15 protein-coding genes are annotated in these 16,774 nt (G+C 73.8%); 5 read left to right on the top strand and 10 right to left on the bottom strand.

Features of this window, described 5'->3' with window-relative positions:
* Positions 1-241: 241 nt before the first annotated feature.
* Complete coding sequence (locus ACWD0J_RS34165; RefSeq protein WP_451499740.1) at positions 242-1,777, top strand: YfbK domain-containing protein; 1,536 nt, start codon at positions 242-244, stop codon at positions 1,775-1,777.
* Between the two features lie 77 nt (positions 1,778-1,854).
* Here ACWD0J_RS34165 and ACWD0J_RS34160 read toward each other — a convergent pair whose 3' ends face one another.
* Entirely contained in the window at positions 1,855-2,265 is a 411-nt protein-coding gene (locus tag ACWD0J_RS34160) for a rodlin (protein WP_451499739.1), read from the bottom strand.
* A 244-nt stretch (positions 2,266-2,509) separates the two neighbouring features.
* Here ACWD0J_RS34160 and rdlA point away from each other — a divergent pair, with 244 nt between their 5' ends.
* The 3 genes from rdlA to ACWD0J_RS34145 all read left to right on the top strand — a co-directional run bounded on the left by rdlA (position 2,510) and on the right by ACWD0J_RS34145 (position 4,432).
* On the top strand, positions 2,510-2,905 hold the full coding sequence (rdlA, locus tag ACWD0J_RS34155; protein WP_451499738.1) for a rodlin RdlA: 396 nt from the start codon (positions 2,510-2,512) through the stop codon (positions 2,903-2,905).
* Between the two features lie 264 nt (positions 2,906-3,169).
* Positions 3,170-3,421, top strand: coding sequence for a chaplin (locus ACWD0J_RS34150; RefSeq protein ID WP_451499737.1), 252 nt, complete (start codon positions 3,170-3,172; stop codon positions 3,419-3,421).
* Positions 3,422-3,526: 105 nt separating this feature from the next.
* Complete coding sequence (locus ACWD0J_RS34145; protein ID WP_451499736.1) at positions 3,527-4,432, top strand: chaplin family protein; 906 nt, start codon at positions 3,527-3,529, stop codon at positions 4,430-4,432.
* 78 nt (positions 4,433-4,510) lie between these two features.
* Here ACWD0J_RS34145 and ACWD0J_RS34140 read toward each other — a convergent pair whose 3' ends face one another.
* On the bottom strand, positions 4,511-5,845 hold the full coding sequence (locus ACWD0J_RS34140; RefSeq protein WP_451499735.1) for a carboxylate--amine ligase: 1,335 nt from the start codon (positions 5,843-5,845) through the stop codon (positions 4,511-4,513).
* A gap of 158 nt (positions 5,846-6,003) precedes the next feature.
* Between ACWD0J_RS34140 and ACWD0J_RS34135 the strand changes: the two genes are divergently transcribed.
* On the top strand, positions 6,004-7,263 hold the full coding sequence (locus ACWD0J_RS34135; RefSeq protein WP_451499734.1) for a glycoside hydrolase family 26 protein: 1,260 nt from the start codon (positions 6,004-6,006) through the stop codon (positions 7,261-7,263).
* A 31-nt stretch (positions 7,264-7,294) separates the two neighbouring features.
* Here the strand turns inward: ACWD0J_RS34135 and ACWD0J_RS34130 are convergent, their stop codons facing one another.
* The 8 genes from ACWD0J_RS34130 to ACWD0J_RS34095 all read right to left on the bottom strand — a co-directional run bounded on the left by ACWD0J_RS34130 (position 7,295) and on the right by ACWD0J_RS34095 (position 16,744).
* Positions 7,295-8,416 (bottom strand): GNAT family N-acetyltransferase, encoded by a 1,122-nt coding sequence (locus ACWD0J_RS34130; RefSeq protein ID WP_451499733.1) that lies wholly within the window; start codon positions 8,414-8,416, stop codon positions 7,295-7,297.
* Positions 8,413-9,069, bottom strand: a complete 657-nt coding sequence (locus tag ACWD0J_RS34125; RefSeq protein ID WP_451499732.1) for a lipopolysaccharide biosynthesis protein — start codon at positions 9,067-9,069, stop codon at positions 8,413-8,415. Before ACWD0J_RS34125 ends, ACWD0J_RS34130 begins: the two co-directional genes overlap by 4 nt.
* Positions 9,066-10,220: a glycosyltransferase gene (locus ACWD0J_RS34120; protein WP_451499744.1), complete on the bottom strand. Its 1,155-nt coding sequence runs from the start codon at positions 10,218-10,220 to the stop codon at positions 9,066-9,068. The genes ACWD0J_RS34125 and ACWD0J_RS34120 overlap by 4 nt, the downstream gene beginning before the upstream one ends.
* 11 nt (positions 10,221-10,231) lie before the next feature.
* A complete protein-coding gene (locus ACWD0J_RS34115) occupies positions 10,232-10,981 on the bottom strand; it encodes a polysaccharide deacetylase family protein (protein WP_451499731.1) in 750 nt (249 codons plus the stop codon).
* A complete protein-coding gene (gene murJ / locus ACWD0J_RS34110; RefSeq protein WP_451499730.1) occupies positions 10,965-12,611 on the bottom strand; it encodes a murein biosynthesis integral membrane protein MurJ in 1,647 nt (548 codons plus the stop codon). Before murJ ends, ACWD0J_RS34115 begins: the two co-directional genes overlap by 17 nt.
* A gap of 206 nt (positions 12,612-12,817) precedes the next feature.
* Positions 12,818-14,152: an O-antigen ligase family protein gene (locus ACWD0J_RS34105; RefSeq protein WP_451499729.1), complete on the bottom strand. Its 1,335-nt coding sequence runs from the start codon at positions 14,150-14,152 to the stop codon at positions 12,818-12,820.
* A 4-nt stretch (positions 14,153-14,156) separates the two neighbouring features.
* Complete coding sequence (locus ACWD0J_RS34100) at positions 14,157-15,581, bottom strand: sugar transferase (RefSeq protein ID WP_451499728.1); 1,425 nt, start codon at positions 15,579-15,581, stop codon at positions 14,157-14,159.
* Positions 15,578-16,744 (bottom strand): glycosyltransferase, encoded by a 1,167-nt coding sequence (locus ACWD0J_RS34095; protein WP_451499727.1) that lies wholly within the window; start codon positions 16,742-16,744, stop codon positions 15,578-15,580. The genes ACWD0J_RS34100 and ACWD0J_RS34095 overlap by 4 nt, the downstream gene beginning before the upstream one ends.
* Positions 16,745-16,774 lie beyond the last annotated feature (30 nt).

The following is a 16,774-nucleotide window of genomic DNA, read 5'->3' as shown; positions in this document are numbered from 1 at the left end:
ATCCACACCGAACCGGAAGGCCCTCACCTGTTTCAAGATCCCTCAGCCGAGACCTGGCTCACCCGTCCACAACCTCCCCGGACAGAACACCTAGGTCACCGGAGGGTCACCCGCCGGTCTCGGCGGGCGCCTTCCGTGCCCTCTTCGAGATCCATCCGCAACGCCCCGTCGCGCACGTTCCCGCCCCCTGGCCCGTCACAGTCACAGACACCGACGTCAACCGGCTCAGGGGGCAGGGACGATGGAGAGACACCGCACACGACGTCTGCACGGCGTACTGCTCGCCCTCACCACGGCGAGCGGCGTGCTGCTCACCGGCTGCGGCGCGCACGACACCGCAGACGACAGCAGTCCGGACCGCGCGCACGCGCCGACCGGCCTCCCGGCTCCCCGCCACAGCACCGGCGAACAGGACGGCCCGGAGGACGGGTCACGGGAGGCCGACCCCTCTCCCGGTCACCTCTCCACCTTCGCCCTCGACGTCGACACCGCCTCCTACGGCTACGCCCGCCGCACCCTCGCCGACGGCCGGCGGCCACACCCGTCGACGATCCGCCCCGAGGAGTTCGTCAACAGCTTCCGCCAGGACTACGAACGCCCCGACGGCAACGGCTTCACGGTGACCGTCGACGGCGCCCGCACTGACGACGAGGACTGGTCCCTGGTCCGCGTAGGCCTGGCCACCCGCCCCGCCGGACAGCGGGGCGAACGCCCGCCCGCCGCGCTCACCTTCGTCCTCGACATCTCCGGCTCGATGGCCGAACCGGGCCGCCTGGACCTCGCCCAGGAGTCCCTCGGCGTGATGACGGACCGGCTCCGCGACGACGACTCGGTCGCCCTGGTCACCTTCAGCGACCGGGCCGAGACCGTCCTGCCGATGACCCGCCTGGGCGGGAACCGGGGAAGGATCCACGACGCCGTCGACGACCTGGAACCCACCTTCTCCACCAACCTCGGCGCGGGCGTCGAGACCGGCTACGCCACCGCTGTCGAGGGCCTGCGCGAGGGCGCCACCAACCGGGTCGTCCTCGTCTCGGACGCGCTCGCCAACGACGGCGACACCGACCCCGACTCCATCCTCGAACGCGTCGGGGGCGCCCGCCGCGAACACGGCATCACCCTCTTCGGCGTCGGCGTCGGCAGCGATTACGGCGACGCCCTGATGGAACGCCTGGCCGACCAGGGCGACGGCCACACGACGTACGTCTCCGGCTCCGACGAGGCCCGTACCGTCTTCTGCGAAGAGCTCCCGAAGAACATCGACCTCACCGCCCGGGACGCCAAGGCCCAGGTCGCCTTCGACCCGGAGACGGTCGCCGAGTTCCGCCTCGTGGGCTACGACAACCGCCGCGTCGCCGACGACGACTTCCGCGACGACCGCGTGGACGGCGGCGAGATCGGCCCCGGCCACACCGTGACCGCCCTCTACGCGGTCCGCACCCGGTCCGGCGCCGACGGCCACCTAGCCACCGCCACCGTCCGCTGGCAGGACCCCGAGACCCGCACCCCGCACGAGGAGTCCGGCCGACTGGAGGGGGAGTCCCTCGACGACGACCTCTGGAGCGCCAGCCCCCGTCTCCAGGTCACGGCGGTCGCCGCCTACTTCGCCGACGCCCTCCGCCGGGGCGACGACCGCCGAACCGCACTGCCCGGCGCGCCGTCCCTCCACAAGCTGGCCGTACGCGCCGACACGCTGGCGGACGTCACCGAGGACAAGGCGGTACGCGAGCTCGCCGCGGCCATCCGCCAGGCACTGCCCCTGGCACCCGAGGACTGACCGCACACCGACGGCAGCGCCGGCATGCCGAAGGGCGGGGGCACCGAACCTTCGGTGCCCCCGCCCTCCTGGTGGCGTCAGCGCTTGTCCTTCTCCGACTGCTCCGAGTTCTGCGACAGGATCGACACGTCCTCCAGGAGGTGCGCCAGCGCGCCGTCGCGCTTGCTCTGCGTCGAGTTCTCGGTGCACTGCTGGTTCAGGTCGTCCGACAGGATCGGGACGTCCTGGATCGGGATGATGTTGACGACGGGGACGTTGATGTCCTCCAGGGCGAGGCAGGGCTTGTTGAAGGAGCCCTGGATGAGCGCCATCTGCGGGCTCATGTTGCCGTACGTGCTCGAGTTGCCGAAGCTCTGCATCGCGCCGTTGCCGTTCGAGATGGCCGGCCCGGAGTCGTCACCGATCGCCATCGCCTGCGGAGCCGCGGCAGCGGAGGCGCCCACGACGGAGGCGGCGAGAGCCGCGGTGGCAATAACCTTCTTGATCACTGGCCAGTCCTTTCAGAGAAAACGTGTGCACCGGAGCGCTCTGGTCCAACTGAATGAGCGCGACATGGTTTCTCCCGTTCACTCCGTCGGCCCATACCTGGGGACGTTTGCCGGACCGCACCTGCGGGGACCGCGCGTTTCCCGGCTCCATGCGGGCCAACCGGGTGAACCCCCGCAACCAATCCCGACGCGGTCGGTTGATGAAGCCGTACGACATGCGTCGCTACGAGGAAAGGAACGCGAAGTGCTCAAGAAGGCAATGGTCGCCGCGGCGGCTGCCGCTTCTGTCATTGGTATGTCGGTTGCGGCTGCTCCCCAGGCGCTTGCCATCGGCGATGACTCCGGTCCGGCCGTGGCCAACGGCAACGGTGCCACGTCGTCATTCGGCAACTCGGCGACCAAGGGCGACATGAGCCCGCAGCTCTCCCTGGTCGACGGGACGCTGAACAAGCCGTGCGCCGCGCTGGAGGACATCAACGTCGCCGTCATCAACATCGTCCCCATCCAGGACGTGCCGATCCTGTCGGACGACCTGGCCCAGCAGTGCTCCGACAACTCCACCCAGGCCAAGCGCGACGGTGCGCTGTCGCACATCCTGGAGGACCTGTCGGTCCTGTCGGCGAACGGCGAGTCGAACTGAGCCATCCCTCACGCAGCCCGGGCGGTCCGCTGAATTCCCTGCGGGCCGCCCGGTCGCGTAAGGGCGATGAGATGCCCGGCGACGCGTCGGCGGTCTTTGTCACTCTCCCGGCGGAAGTGAGGTGGTGTGGCGTGGGGCATGTGAGTGAATTTCGCGGTGTCGCACGTTCCGTGTCTTCTCGATCCGTCAATTCCTCATGTGCAGGCTGCTGGTCATGGTGCGAGCCACAAGTTGTGCTTGCTCGGCTTCGGCCGTCAATCAGGCATGACCGCAGAGAAGGGAAAGTTCATGAAGAAGACCGCTGCTGTCGTCGCGGGCGTGCTCATGGCTCTGGGCGCGGCCACTCCGGCCTTCGCCGACGCGGGCGCCGAGGCTGCCGCCATCGGGTCCCCGGGTGTCCTGTCCGGCAACGTGATCCAGGTTCCCGTGCACATTCCCGTCAACGTGTGCGGGAACACCGTGAACGTCGTCGGGCTTCTGAACCCGGCGGTCGGCAACAAGTGCGTGAACGACTGACGTCGTTCCGCACCAGCCGCACGGCTGCGTCATGGCCGGCCTTGGACATGTGTGTCTGTCCCGAGGCCGGCTTTTCCCATCTCTTCAAGCAGGAAGACAACGAGAGTGCGACAGACCCTGAGCAGGGGAATGATCGCGGCCGCTGCCGCGACGAGTGTTCTGTCCCTGTGCGGCAGCCCCGCCCTTGCCGACTCACAGGCGGACGGGGCCGCCAAGAACTCCCCGGGCGCGGTATCCGGCAACGACGTGCAGGTGCCGGTCGAGGTGCCGTTGAACGCCTGCGGCAACACGATCGACGTGGTCGCCGCCCTGAACCCCACGTTCGGCAACTCCTGCGCCAACGAGTCGGACGGCCCCGAGCGCGGATCGCACGGTGAGAGCGGCGACGACGACTCCGGACACGGCTCGGGTCACGACTCCGGATACGACTCCGGACACGGCTCGGGTCACGACTCCGGATACGACTCCGGACACGGCTCGGGTCACGACCCCGAATACGACTCCGCATACGACTCGGGTCACGGCTACGGCGACGGCACGGACGACTCGTCCGGCTCCTCGGCGCACGGCTGGACCGAGGGCTCACCCGGTGTCGGCTCCGGCAACGACGTGCAGGCGCCGGTGGAGGTGCCGGTGAACGCCTGCGGCAACACGGCCGACGTGGTCGCCGCCCTCAATCCGGCGTTCGGCAACTCCTGCGCCGAGGAGGACGGCCCGGGCGGGTACGGGGACACGCCCCCGACGACGCCTCCGCACACCCCACCGCCCGGCGGGGAGCACACGCCGCCGGCCGGCGGTGACGAGACGCCTCCGCCTCCGGGCGGGGACGGGGGCCACACGCCGCCCGTCGGCGACGAGTACGTGCCGTCCCCCGCGGGAGGCGGTCACGAAGCCCCCACCCTGGCGCAGACCGGTGACGAGGCCGTGCTCGGCGCCTCGGCCATGAGCGCCGCGCTGATCCTGGGCGGTGCCGTTCTGTACCGACGAGGCCGAGCCGCGTCCCGTCGGTAGCTCGTGGGGGGTGCCGGGCGCGTACGCCCGGCACCCCCTGCCGACGACGAGCCGCCCCGTGCCGAGGGCCGCCCCGGGTCAGTGACTGCCGGCTCTCTCGTCGTCGGACCGTTCGTCCGGCAGGCGTGTCACGGCGGGGGAGGGGGTGGGCACCGTCGCGCGTGGCGCTCCGTGCGGATCTCCCGGACGCCCGCTTCTGCGGGCACGCGCCACGACGGCCCTGGCCCCCGTCCCGGACAGCCGACGCAGGCGTTCCAGCAGGCGGCGGGTGACATGGCGGGACCACAGGCTGCACATCGCCCGGCCCGGTGCCCGGTCGTCCCCCGCGTGCCAGGCCAGTTCGCGGCCGGCGGGGGCGGGGCGCAGCGTGGTGAGCGGGGCGTAGTTCTCGACGACGAAGGTGCGTCCCGGCAGCGGTGATCCGTCCGGCAGGGGGCGGTGGGTCAGGTCCAGGTGCAGGGCCCGTACGACGTCCAGGTCCGCGCTGTCGGTGAAGAGACGGAACTGGGCGCCGGGACGCGGGTTGAAGTCCAGCAGGTGATAGGCGCCGGTCGTGCCGCAGCGGCGGAAGTCGAGGTCGAGGATGCCGCGGTAGCCCAGTTCGCCGGTGAGCCGCTCGGCGAGGGCCCGCACCCGCGGGTTCGGCGTCCAGCGGCCCACCGCGGTGAGGCCGGCGCCGCGCGGCCAGGACCGTTCCTTCACCCCCGGGCCGCCGCCGATCACCGCGCCCGCACGGTCGGCGTACCCGTGGAAGAACCAGTCCCGGTCCGGTCCCGGCGGCAGGAACGCCTGGAGCAGCAGCCGGCTGCCCGCCTCCGCACTGCGCAGGTACAGCTCGTACGCCTCCTGCGAGGAGCGCACCACGACCGTGCTGCGCAGCCCGCTGCCCGTCGGCAGCAGCCAGGGGCGGCTCCACTTCGCCATCACCGGCAGGCCCAGCCGCCAGGCGGCGGCAGCGGCCTCGACGGCACTGTCCGGGACCACCGTCTCCGGATGCGGGACGCCCGCCGCCGCGCACACCCGCGCCAGTTCGGCCTTGTCGGCCACCCGCTCGGACAGGTCGGCGGGCTGCTGCGGCAGTAGATACGAGGGCGCCAGCTCCGCCCGCAGGCGGCCCACCGCGACCGCGCTCGCGTCGTCCATCGGGATCAGGACGGCGGGGCTCGCGATCCGGGTCGCCACCCGGCGCAGCGCGGCGGCGATGTCGTCCACGCTCGCGCCGGGCGGCGGCGGGGGATGCACCTGCCGTACGAAACGGGACGTGCGGACCGGACTGCCCGCGCAGTCGGCGACCAGGTGCACCTCCACGCCCGCCCGGCCGAGCGACCGCACGGCACCCAGCGTTCCGTGGTGAAAGGGGTTCCGGTCGATCCGCAGCAGAACCGCGGGGACACGGGTGTCGAACAGCGACACGGCATTTTCCTTCGGTCGTTTCACTCGTGCGGGCGATCGGAGCACTCGAAAGCCGTAGTCACGGTGGCGAAATACATATTGATATGACTGAGTGTCAGGTACCGGAAAGCATCGGAGAGAACGAAAGCGAAAGCGCGAAAGTGGAGAGAGGAGCAGGCATGGCCCCACAGCAGCGACGGGCCCGGTCCGGCCGGCTGGCCTTCGTCGCGGCGACGGTCGCGGCGACGGCGGCACTGGCGTCCGGTCCTGGTTTCGCCGCGGGCACGGGGGTGGCGCGGGTCGCCGATCCTCCCGCTCCGGCCCCCGCCGTCACGCCCGCCCCCGTGACTCCGGCCACTCCGGCCGTCCCGGAGCCCGAGAAGCCCGCACCGCCCGCACCGCCCGCGAAGAACGCCCCCGCCTTCGGCGCCTATCTCGACTACGGCCCCCGCGGCGTGGCCCGGATCGCCGAGCTCAGCAAGTGGCTGGGCGGTGCCGATCTGCGCGTCGGTCACACCTACCTGCCCGGAGACCGCTGGAGCAACATCGAGGGCGCCCCCGGTTTCCTCGACGTGTGGGCGGACTGGCGCACCGAGCGGGACGACCGGATGTTCGTCCTCAACGTGCCCATGATGGAGCGCAACGAGGAGAACGTCCCCGACGACGAGGTGCGGCGGCTGCTGCGGCGGGGCGCCGCGGGGGAGTTCGACCATCACTTCCGCGCCCTGGCCGAGCGGCTGGTGGAGCTGAAGGTGCCGGACACGGTGATCGTGCTCGGCTGGGAGATGAACGGCATCACGTACACCCATCGCTGCGGGCCCGACCCGCAGGCCTGGAAGACGTACTGGAACCGGATCGTCACGGCGATGCGGGCGGTGCCGGGGCAGAGGTTCCGCTTCGACTTCACACCGACCCGCGGCCGGGACGCCGTCCCCTGGACGCAGTGCTATCCGGGGGACGACACGGTCGACATCGTCGGCATGGACTCCTACGACCAGCCGACCGGGCTCACGTTCGACGAGCAGGTCAGGGAACCCCTCGGTCTCCAGGAGCACGTGGACTTCGCGAAGGCCCACGGCAAGCCCGTCTCGTATCCGGAATGGGGTCTGTTCCGCAACGGGGACAACCCCGAGTACATGCGGCGGATGCTCGCGTGGATGGACGAGCACAAGCCGCTGTACAACACGCTGACCGACTACTGCCCGCACGGCGTGTGGCAGTGTGACGACAACCCCAAGTCGTCGGAGATCTACCGGTCCGTCCTCTTCGGCCGCACCGACGCCCCGACTCCGGAGCCGACCGAGCCCACCGAACCCACCACACCGCCCAAGCCGGCCAACCCGCCGGGATGTTCGCCGCTCGACCTCGGCGACTGGGTGGAGCACTGGCTCGGCGGGAAGCTGTGCCTGCGCTTCGACTGGTGGTCGCGCAACCGGTAGGGACGGCGCCGGACGGTGGCCGCGGGCCTGGTCAGGACCCGCCGCCACCGTCGCGCCCCCTCCGACTCCGGCGGCCCTTCCAGTGGAGCAGCAGCTCCTTGCCCCGTCGCCGCGCGGCGACGTCACAGACGACCGCGGCGAGCAGCGGGGCGGTGTGCCGCCGGGCCAGCAGCAGCCGCTGGTTGACGACCGGTTCGGGCCGCCAGTGGTGCTTGTACGGCTCGTTGCCGCGCAGCAGACTCAGTGTCCGGCGCCCGCCGTCGCGCAGCAGCTCGGCGGACGCCTGGAGCAGCATCACCGCCACGTCCGCCTTGCGTTCCCGCAGGCAGGGATGGGCGCCGTACAGATAGCCGCCCGCCAGGCGCCGCGACAGCAGCGTCAGATCGACGGCCACCACGTCGCCGTCCAGGCGGAACTCGGTCACCACGGCGTCCCCGGAGCGCACCATCGGCCCCACCGACCGCACCAGGTGGTCGCGGAACCGCGGCCGCAGATGCTCGGACGTCACCTTCCGGCCCCGCCACTGGAGCTGGTGCAGTTCGATGAGCCGCCGCAGCGCCTTGTCCACCTCGCCGGGCTCCACGACATGACGCTCGATGTCGAGCGCGGCCAGTCTGCGCAGCTTGGCGCGCGCCCGCTGCTGGGTCTTGGCCGCCGGGAGACGCGTGACCAGTTCGTCCATCGGTACGGCGGGCAGCTCCAGGCACAGCGAGTCGCTCACCCGGCGCCGGGGCCCGCGCCAGTGGTCGTAGATCCGCTCGGCCGCGCCGCCCGGCCGGACCTCGCGCAGGTCGATCAGGGCCGTGCGGGCGGCGGCGGAGAGCCCTTCGGCGAGAGCGGCCACCGCCTCCCGCCCGTGCGCGTCGTCCAGCAGGACGTCCCCGTAGTCGGAGATCGCCCCGCCCAGCGGTACGAGGGACGGCACGGGGCTCCCGACGCGCATGAGCGGTGCGACGGCGACGAGCCGGCCGCCGTCCCGCACGACCACCAGCCGCAGCCGGCCGCGTCTGCCGTACGACAGCCACCAGGAGTGCAGCCAGGCGTGGCTCTGGAACGGGGTCGCGGCGGCGCACCGCCGGTACAGCTCACCCCATTCCGGGGCCAGTCCGGCGAAGACGCGTTCGTCGGTGACGAGTTCCGCCGTGTACGTCACAGCTGGCCGCGGACGTCGGCGGCGGGGGCGGGGCCGGGCACGGAGGCCGGGCGGCCCGGCGCGTCCGTGGTCCGCCGGGGCCGGACCAGCAGCGCCAGCCCGCCGAGCAGGCCGCCCGCGCTCGCGCCCACCAGGCCGGTCAGCGCGGCGGAGGCGGAGGACGGTTCGGTGGGCTTGGTGGCGCGGGCGAACTGCTGGAGCTCGACGCGGGTGGAGCCCTGGGTGTCGCCCGCGTGCCGGGTCAGCGCCCGGGAGACCGCGTTGGCCATGTCGGCGGCGAGGTCGGGGCGGGAGGAGGTGGCGGTGATGGAGACCATCGGGGCGTCCGGCGAGGTCGCGGTCCGCACGCTCGACCGCAGCGTCTCGACGGGTACGCCCGCCCACACCTGTGCGTCGCCGAGCACCGCGAGCTGCGTGGCGACCCGGCCGTACGCCTGGGCGAAGCCGAGCGCGGTCGCCGCGTCGGACGTCTCGGTCGGGACGGCGACGACATAGCTGGTGGCCGTGTACGCGGGCGGCTGGGCCAGCCCGTACACACCGCCGAGCAGGCCGCCGGTGAGGGCGCCGGCCGCGATCAGGGACCAGGGCGGGAGGGCCTTGGCGCGGGCCAGGGCGGTGGCCGGGCGGCGTGGCCCGGTGGGGTTCGCGGTCATGAGGAACTGACTCCCTGGGGAGACGGGGACACGGACGGGGCGGCCACCGCGGCCGCGTAGACGGTCATCAGCCGGGCGGCGCTGCGGGTGATGCCGTAGTGGCCGGCGGCCTGCGGCGCGGTGCGCGGGCCGGGGCCCTGTGCGCGGGCCGCCGCGACGGCCTCGGCGAACGCGCCGGGGCCGCCCCGGACGCGGCGCGCGTCCGGCGCGGTGTGCGCGGGGAGGTCCTCGACCGCCGGGCAGGAGGCGTAGCGCACGGGCAGCCCGGACGCGAGCGCCTCCACCGCCGCCAGGCCGAAGGCCTCCTCGGGACACGGCGAGGCGAACAGGTCCATCGCGGAGGTGAGCGAGGGCAGGTCGGGGCCGGGGGTGCCGTCGGGGACGTAGGGGCGCTCGCCGGTGAACAGCACCCGGTCCGCGACCCCGGCCTCGCGCGCGACGCGCCGCAGGGCGTGCTCCTCGGGGCCGCCGCCGACCAGCAACAGCCAGTGGTCCCGCGGCAGTCGGGCGAGCGCGTGGATCAGCACGTCGAAGCGTTTGCCGGCCGTGAGCCGGCCGACACCGCCGATGACGTACGCCGTCTCCGGCAGCCCCAGCCGCCTGCGGGTGCGCAGCCGCCGGACCGGGTCGAAGCGGAAACGGTCCAGGTCGATGCCGTTCGGGACGACCTCGATACGGGGAGCGGGCACGCCCCAGCGGCGGAGGCGGTCGGCGACCGTGGGGGAGACGGCGACCGTGGCCCGCCCCAGACGCTCGCTCGCCAGGTAGAGCCCGCGCACTCCCGCGGTCAGCTTCCGGCCCTCCATCTGCGTGTCGCCCAGGGAGTGTTCGGTGGCGACGACCGCGCGGACGCCGGCGAGCCGCGCGGCGAGCCGCCCGTAGACGCAGGCGCGGTAGAGGTGGGTGTGCACGAGGTCGTAGCCGCCGCGTCGGATGAGCCGGACCAGGCGGGGGAGCGCGGCCAGATCGCGGTTGCCGGTCATGCCGAGGTGGGTGACGCGCACCCCGTCGGCGACCAGCCCGTCGGCGACCGCGCCCGGGTTGGTGAGCGTCACGACGTCGCAGTGGACGGGCAGGTGCCGCACGAGCAGGCGCAGTTGCTGCTCGGCGCCTCCCACTCCGAGACCGGTGATGACGTGCAGTGCCTTCAGGTCCCGCATGGTCAGATCCCCTCGACGGGGCGCCGGCGCAGGCGGTGCAGCCGGTACTTGAGGAACAGCCGTACGGCGTGGTCGTTCTGTCCGACGTGCACGCGGGGAAGGGCGTGCGGACCGGTCAGCGGGCCGGGATCGATGGCGCAGGCGTAGGCGTATCCGGCGTCGCGCACGGCGTCGACGGCACGCTGGTCGACCGTGCCGTAGGGGTAGCAGAACCCGGCGGCGGCGGTACCGGTCAACTCCTCGACGGCGGCCCGGCTCTCGACGACCTCCGCCTTCAGGGCGAGGTCGTCCGCGGCGGTCAGGTCGACGTGGGTGAGCCCGTGCGAGCCGATCTCCACCCCCGCCTCGGCCGCGCGCCGGATCCCGTCGGCGGTGAGCAGCGGTCTGCGCGGGCCCAGCGGGTCCCAGGCGTTGTCGCCGCCGAGCCGGCCGGGCAGGACGAACAGGGTCGCGCCGCAGCCGTGACGGCGGAGCACGGGCAGGGCGTGGTCGACGAAGTCCGCGTACCCGTCGTCGAAGGTGAGCCCGACGAGGCCGTGGCCCGCACCCCGGGCGCGGGCGGTGAGCAGGTCGGCCACGGAGACGCCGGTGAGGCCGCGGCGCCGGAGCCAGGACAGCTGCCGCTCCAGCCGGCCGGGCGTGACCGTGATGCGGTAGGGGTCGTCGGCGCGGTCGCCCACGGAGTGGTACATCGCGATCCACGGGACCGGGCCGGTTCGGGGCGGAGAGGGTGCGTCAGCGGTTACGGGCATGGAGGAGCCTTCGTGTGACGGTGTGTACGGAACGGAGCGCGGGGGCGACGCCCTGGGCGTCCAGGGCGCGGGCGAGCAGGACGAAGACGGCGGCCACGGTCGCCGCGCCGGCGGCGAGACCCGGCACGGCGGACTCGACGCGGCTCGCCACGAAGGCGCCGGCGAGGGTCGCGACGGTCGCCGCGCGCAGCGGCCTGCTCAGTTCGGCGAGCACCCGCCGGGTGCGGATCGGGACACTGCGCGGGCCCGTCCCGGCGAGCAGCAGGGCGGCCGTGACGGTGATGCCGGCGGCGTTGGCGGCGGCGATCCCGGCGACCCCCCACAGGCCCACCGTCCACACGCCGATCCAGGACGTCGCGACGATCCCGACGGTCATCGCGCCGAGCGGGTACCAGCTGGGCCGGCCCGCCCCGAAGTACGACCGGATAAGACAGCCGACCAGTGTCTGGCCGAGCAGCCCGAGCGCGTACACCCGCATCACGCCCGCGGTGGCCGCCGTGTCCCGGGCGGTGAACGCGCCCCGCTGGAAAAGGAGTTCGACCATCTGCGGGGCACAGGCGATCACCGTGGCGGCGCCGAGCAGCACCAGGGACGCGGCCAGTGCCAGGTCCCGCTCCACCCGGTCGCGGGCCCGCTCGGTGTCGCCGTCGGCCAGCGCCCGCGCGACCACCGGGAAGGTGACCGTGCACAGCATCAGTGACAGCGTCATCGGGATCTGGGCGATCTTCTGCGCGTAGTTGAGGTGCGAGATGGCGCCGGCGGGAAGGGTGGAGGCGAGGAACCGCTCGACGAGCACCTGGGACTGCCGGCACAGGGCGAAGAGCAGGACGGTGGAGACCACGGCCAGCGTCACGGTCTGCCCGGACCCCGCTCCGGACTCCTCCCGCGCCACCACCTCCTTGCGCCGCAACTGCCGCAAGAGGAACGGCAGTTGCACGGCGACCATCAGTCCGCCGCCCACCGCGACCCCGACGGCCGCCGACCGTACGCCCCACTGCCCGCCCAGGACGAACATCGCGGTGATGATGCCGGTGTTGTACGCCACGTAGATGGCGGCCGGCGCGAGGAACCTCCGGTGCGCCCTGAGCACCGCGCTGCAGTACCCGGCGAGTCCGAAGCCCAGCACGCTGAGCGCGGTGAGCCGGGTGCAGTCGACGGCGAGGGCCGGGTCGGGCAGGCCCGGTGCCAGGATCCCGACCAGGTGCGGAGCCGCGCCGGCGATCAGCGCGGCCACGGCGACGAAGGCCAGCGACAGCCGGGGGAGCGTGGCGGCGACCAGCGAGCGGACCGGGTCGCCCGGGGCGCCCTGCGCACGGCGGGCCAGGGCCAGGCTGAACGCCGGCACCAGCACGAAGGCCAGCCCGTCCTCGATGAGCAGCGTGGCCGCGAACTCCGGCACGGTCCAGGCCACCAGGAACGCGTCCGTCTCCCTCCCGGCCCCGAACAGCCGCGCCAGCGCCTGGTCCCGGACCAGCCCGAGCAGCGCCCCGGCGACCGAGAGGACAGCGGTGACCAGGGTCGCCCTGGCGAGGAACCCCCGGGAGAGGGGGGCGGGTGCGGTGGCGGCGCCCTGAGGGTGGGAGGCGGCGGTTCCGGCCGGGAGGACAGGGGTGGGGGCGGGGGCGGGCATCGGGGGACGGGGCGGGCCTACGGCCTTCGCCTTTGACGCGGGCGGGAGGTGGCCGGAGGCGTGCGACACCGGCCGGGACGGGGTGGAGGGCTCGGACGCGGGCCGGGGCGCGTGCAGGGGTTCCGGCGTGGGCCGGGGTGCGTGCAGGGGTTCCGGCGTGGGCCGGGATGTACCGGAGGCTCCGGAGCCCCCTGGAGGCGTCGTCGTCATCGGGTCACGGCCTCCTCGGCCCGTCCGGGCACCGGAGTCGGTGTCATGGGCTCCGTGGGGCGGCCGCCGACCAGCGCCCACCAGGCCGCCAGCCCGAAGCCCGTCGCCGTCAGCACCGTGGACGGGCCACCGATGTCGGCGTACGCGAAGTCGGTGAGCTGCCACACCAGCAGGCCGCAGGCGATCAGCGCGCACTCCAGGCCGGGCCCGTCGCGCCGTACGCGGAACAGCCCGCGCAGGGCGCACACCAGCAGCGCCAGCCAGCCGCCCGCGAGCGCGAGCAGGCCGATCAGGCCCTGTTCGGCGAGGACGAGGAGGTACATGTTGTGCGGGGACAGCAGCGGCTGCCTGCGGAAGGCCGCGCCCGCGCCCTCCGTGTCGCTGCCCGCGGACAGCGCCACCGAGGCGTGCGCGTCCCGGTGATCGGGGAAGCCCTTCAACCCGACGCCGGTGAGCGGCTGTTCGCGCCACATGCCGGCAGCCGCCGCCCACATGGTGTAGCGGTCGGTGACGGACTGGTCGGGCGCGTCGGTGACCTGCGTGATGCTGGTGATCCGCTCCTGGAGCGGCGCCGTCCCGAATCCGAACCCGCCGACCAGGACCACCCCGGCCGCGGCCACGACCGCGCCCACCGCCAGCGCCCGCCGCGCCCCGGCCAGCAGCAGCTGCGCCGCGCACGTCACCGCCGTCGCGATCCACGCCCCCCGGCTGAACGACAGCGCGAGCGGCAGCAGCAGCGCGACCGCGCACCCGGCGGCGACCGCCCGATGGCGTACCGGCGTCCGCCCCAGCGCCAGCCCGGCCGCGCACACCAGCCCCAGGGACACGACCGTCGCCATCCCCATCACGTCGGCCGCCCCGAAGGTGCCGACGGCCCGGATCTCCTCGCCCTGGTAGGAGGCCCCGGTCCCGGTCGCGTACTGGTGCACGCCGAGCGCCCCCTGCCACAGCGCGAGCCCGACGAACGACCAGGCCAGCAGCCGGAAGTCGGCCCGGCCGCGGATCAGCAGCAGGACGGCCGCCGGGACCAGCACGAAGACCTGGAGGTAGCGGCCCAGGCCGCCGATCCCGGCTCCGGGCGAGGCCGCCCCCATCGCGGCGACCGCCAGCCCGGTCACGGGCAGGCCCAGCAGCACGGCCGCCGTACGGGACAGGGGCCGCCGCCGGTCCCGTACGAGACGGACCGCGCAGTACAGCACCACCAGCGCGGAGACCGCGTCGGCCGGGCCCGCGCCGCCCTCGCCGCCGGGCGCCGGCGGCAGCCCGAGCAGGGCGACCACGGCCACGACCGGAAGGACGGGGGACAGGTTCCGGACGTACCGGTGTGTCATGCGCTCAGCTCCCCGTCGGGCGCAGGAGCGAGGCCGCGGTGCGCAGCAGGATGCAGACGTCCTGCCACAGCGACCAGTTGTCGATGTAGGCGTTGTCGAAGCGGGCCCGGTCCTCGATCGAGGTGTCGCCGCGCAGACCGTGGATCTGGGCGAGTCCGGTGATGCCGGTCCGCATCCGGTGACGGGCCGCGTAACCCGGGTAGGTCTGGCTGAACTCGGCGACGAAGTACGGACGTTCGGGCCGCGGTCCGACCAGGCTCATGTCGCCCCGCAGGACGTTCCACAGCTGGAGCAGCTCGTCCAGCGAGGTGCGGCGCAGGAAGCGGCACAACCACGGCATGCGGTGCTCGTTCGCCACGCTCCACCGGGTCGCCGCCTCGTGCTCGTCGGCCGGGCGGTGGGTGCGGAACTTCAGCAGCGTGAAGGGCCTGCCGTCCTTGCCGACGCGCTCCTGCCGGAACACCACCCCCGGCCCGGCCGTCAGCCGCAGCGCCACCGCGCACACCAGCAGCAACGGGCTGACCAGCAACAACAGCGTCCCGGACACCGTCACGTCCAGCGCCCGCTTGCCGGCGCCGCCGCGCTGCCGCGAACCCATCTCCAGCCGTCGGCAGGAGAACCCGGCGAGCTGGTCCCTCGACGCGTACGACGGCGAGTCGGCGTCCACCTCCCAGACCGCGCAGCCCGACTCGGCGAGCGCCCGCAGCAGCGGCCCCTGCCGGGACCGTACGGAGGGATGGACCACCAGGACGTCCCGTACGCCGTTCTGGATGAGGGCCCGCTCGACCTCCTCGCCGGTCGTCAGCACGGGCAACTGCTGGCCGCCGTCCGGCTGTCCGGTCACGATCCCCACCGGCAGCACCCCGCACCGCGGATGCCGCAGCACGGCGGAGGCCACCCGGCGCGCGGTAGCGGCCGGGCCGATCACCAGGGCGGCCCGCGGCCGGCTCAGCCGCGCGCTGCGCCGCCGCCAGTGCACGGTGCCCCGGGCCGCGCAGGCCGCCGCCGACTGGAGCAGGAAGCCGACGGCGAGGGTACGGGCGGACAGGGCGTGGTGGGGCGCGTACGCGGCGACGAGCGTGGCCAGCGTCAGCCAGGCGACCGCGATCCGGCCGCAGACCGCGGGCAGTTCGTCGAGGATCCCCGGCACCGGCCGGGACGGGTGCGGACGCGGCAGCACCGTCGCGGCCACCAGCAGCGCGACCAGCAGGGGCCGGTGCGCGGCCTCGGCCAGCGCCACCGCGCCCAGCAGCGCGGCGCCGGTGTCCGCGGCGAGCAGCGGGACCGGCGAGACGGGCCGCGCCGGGGGTCTGCGGGCCGGGAAGCGGAAACCGGCGCCGGTGGCGCGCGGCGGCATGACGGAGACGGGCGAGAATCCGGGATCCCGTGGCTGCCCACCGGGTGAGGGGACGGTACTTTCCGCGGTCACGAGTGGATGGACTCCCTGTACTCGGTGGGCACGGCGAGCGCGTCGCCGAGGACGTCGCGGTACACGGCCGCCACCGCCTCGGCCGTGAGCCGTACGTCGTGCGTGGACAGGACGTGACGGCGTCCCTGGTGGCCGAGCGCCTCGCGCAGCGACGGGTCGAGCAGCAGCCCGCCGACGGTTTCGGCGAGCGCGGCCGGGTCGCCCGGCGGCACCAGACAGCGCGGCGCGAGACCCGGCGGCAGGCTCTCCCGGGCGCCGTCCACGTCCGTCAGCACCACCGGCCGCCCGCACGCCATCGCCTCCAGCGGCGCGAGGGCCATGCCCTCCCAGAGCGAGGGCAGGACGACCAGATCGGCGGCCCGGTACCAGGGCGCGGTGTCGGCGACGGCACCCGCGAACAGCACGGACCGCGGCGCCCGGGAACGCAGCCGCTCCCGCTCCGGTCCGTCCCCGACGAGCACGAGCCGGGCGTCCGGCACCCGCTGCCGCACGCGGTCCCATGCCGTGAGGAGGACGTCCTGCCCCTTCTGCCGGCACAGCCGCCCCACACACACCACGAGCGGCGCCGCGGGATCGACCTGGGGGAGCAGCTCGCCCCGTACGGTGCCGGCGTCGGCCGGGTCGAAACGCTCGGGTGCGATCCCGTTGGGGACGACCGTCCACCGGCTGCTGATCCCGGCGCGCACGCCGGTCGCGCGCTCCGCCGCGCTCACACACACCACCCGGGACGTCCAACGCGCCCCCCACCGCTCCCACCGCAGCGCCAGCGCCGAGGTGACCCCGCCGACCGCCTCGAACGACCAGGCGTGCGGCTGGTACACGGTCGGGACCCGCCCCCGCACGGCGAGCCGTCCGGCCAGTCCGGCCTTCGCGCTGTGCGCGTGCACCAGAGCGGGCCGTACGTTCTCGATCACCTGAGCGAGCCGCCGTACCTCTCGCACGAGTGCCGGACCGGGCGAACGGGTCGCCTCCCAGTGCCGTACGTCGGCGCCGAGCGCGCGCAGGGCGGGGGCGAGGGGGCCGTCCGGGCAGGCGACCGTGACGTGCAGACCGGCCGCGAGCTGGGCCCGCGCCAGGTCCGTCACCACACGGGCGACGCCACCGTCCACGGGCTGGGTGAGGTGCAGGACCCGCGGCCGAGGGCCGGGTACTGACTGGTGCATGCGCGGTTTCCTCGCTCACGTACGGCGCTC

It is taken from the genome of Streptomyces sp. NPDC003011 (genome assembly GCF_053591515.1).
The sequence above is the reverse complement of the archived record's forward strand: the minus strand, read 5'-3'. Positions and strand labels throughout refer to the sequence as shown.

Excerpts from the sequence above, each read along its gene's own strand:
- ACWD0J_RS34165 (WP_451499740.1), top strand. The coding sequence starts at position 242 with ATGGAGAGACACCGCACACGACGTCTGCACGGCGTACTGCTCGCCCTC.
- ACWD0J_RS34150 (WP_451499737.1), top strand. The coding sequence starts at position 3,170 with ATGACCGCAGAGAAGGGAAAGTTCATGAAGAAGACCGCTGCTGTCGTC.
- murJ (WP_451499730.1), bottom strand. The coding sequence starts at position 12,611 with ATGCCCGCCCCCGCCCCCACCCCTGTCCTCCCGGCCGGAACCGCCGCC.
- ACWD0J_RS34125 (WP_451499732.1), bottom strand. The coding sequence starts at position 9,069 with ATGACCGCGAACCCCACCGGGCCACGCCGCCCGGCCACCGCCCTGGCC.
- ACWD0J_RS34135 (WP_451499734.1), top strand. The coding sequence starts at position 6,004 with ATGGCCCCACAGCAGCGACGGGCCCGGTCCGGCCGGCTGGCCTTCGTC.
- ACWD0J_RS34105 (WP_451499729.1), bottom strand. The coding sequence starts at position 14,152 with ATGACACACCGGTACGTCCGGAACCTGTCCCCCGTCCTTCCGGTCGTG.
- ACWD0J_RS34115 (WP_451499731.1), bottom strand. The coding sequence starts at position 10,981 with ATGCCCGTAACCGCTGACGCACCCTCTCCGCCCCGAACCGGCCCGGTC.
- ACWD0J_RS34095 (WP_451499727.1), bottom strand. The coding sequence starts at position 16,744 with ATGCACCAGTCAGTACCCGGCCCTCGGCCGCGGGTCCTGCACCTCACC.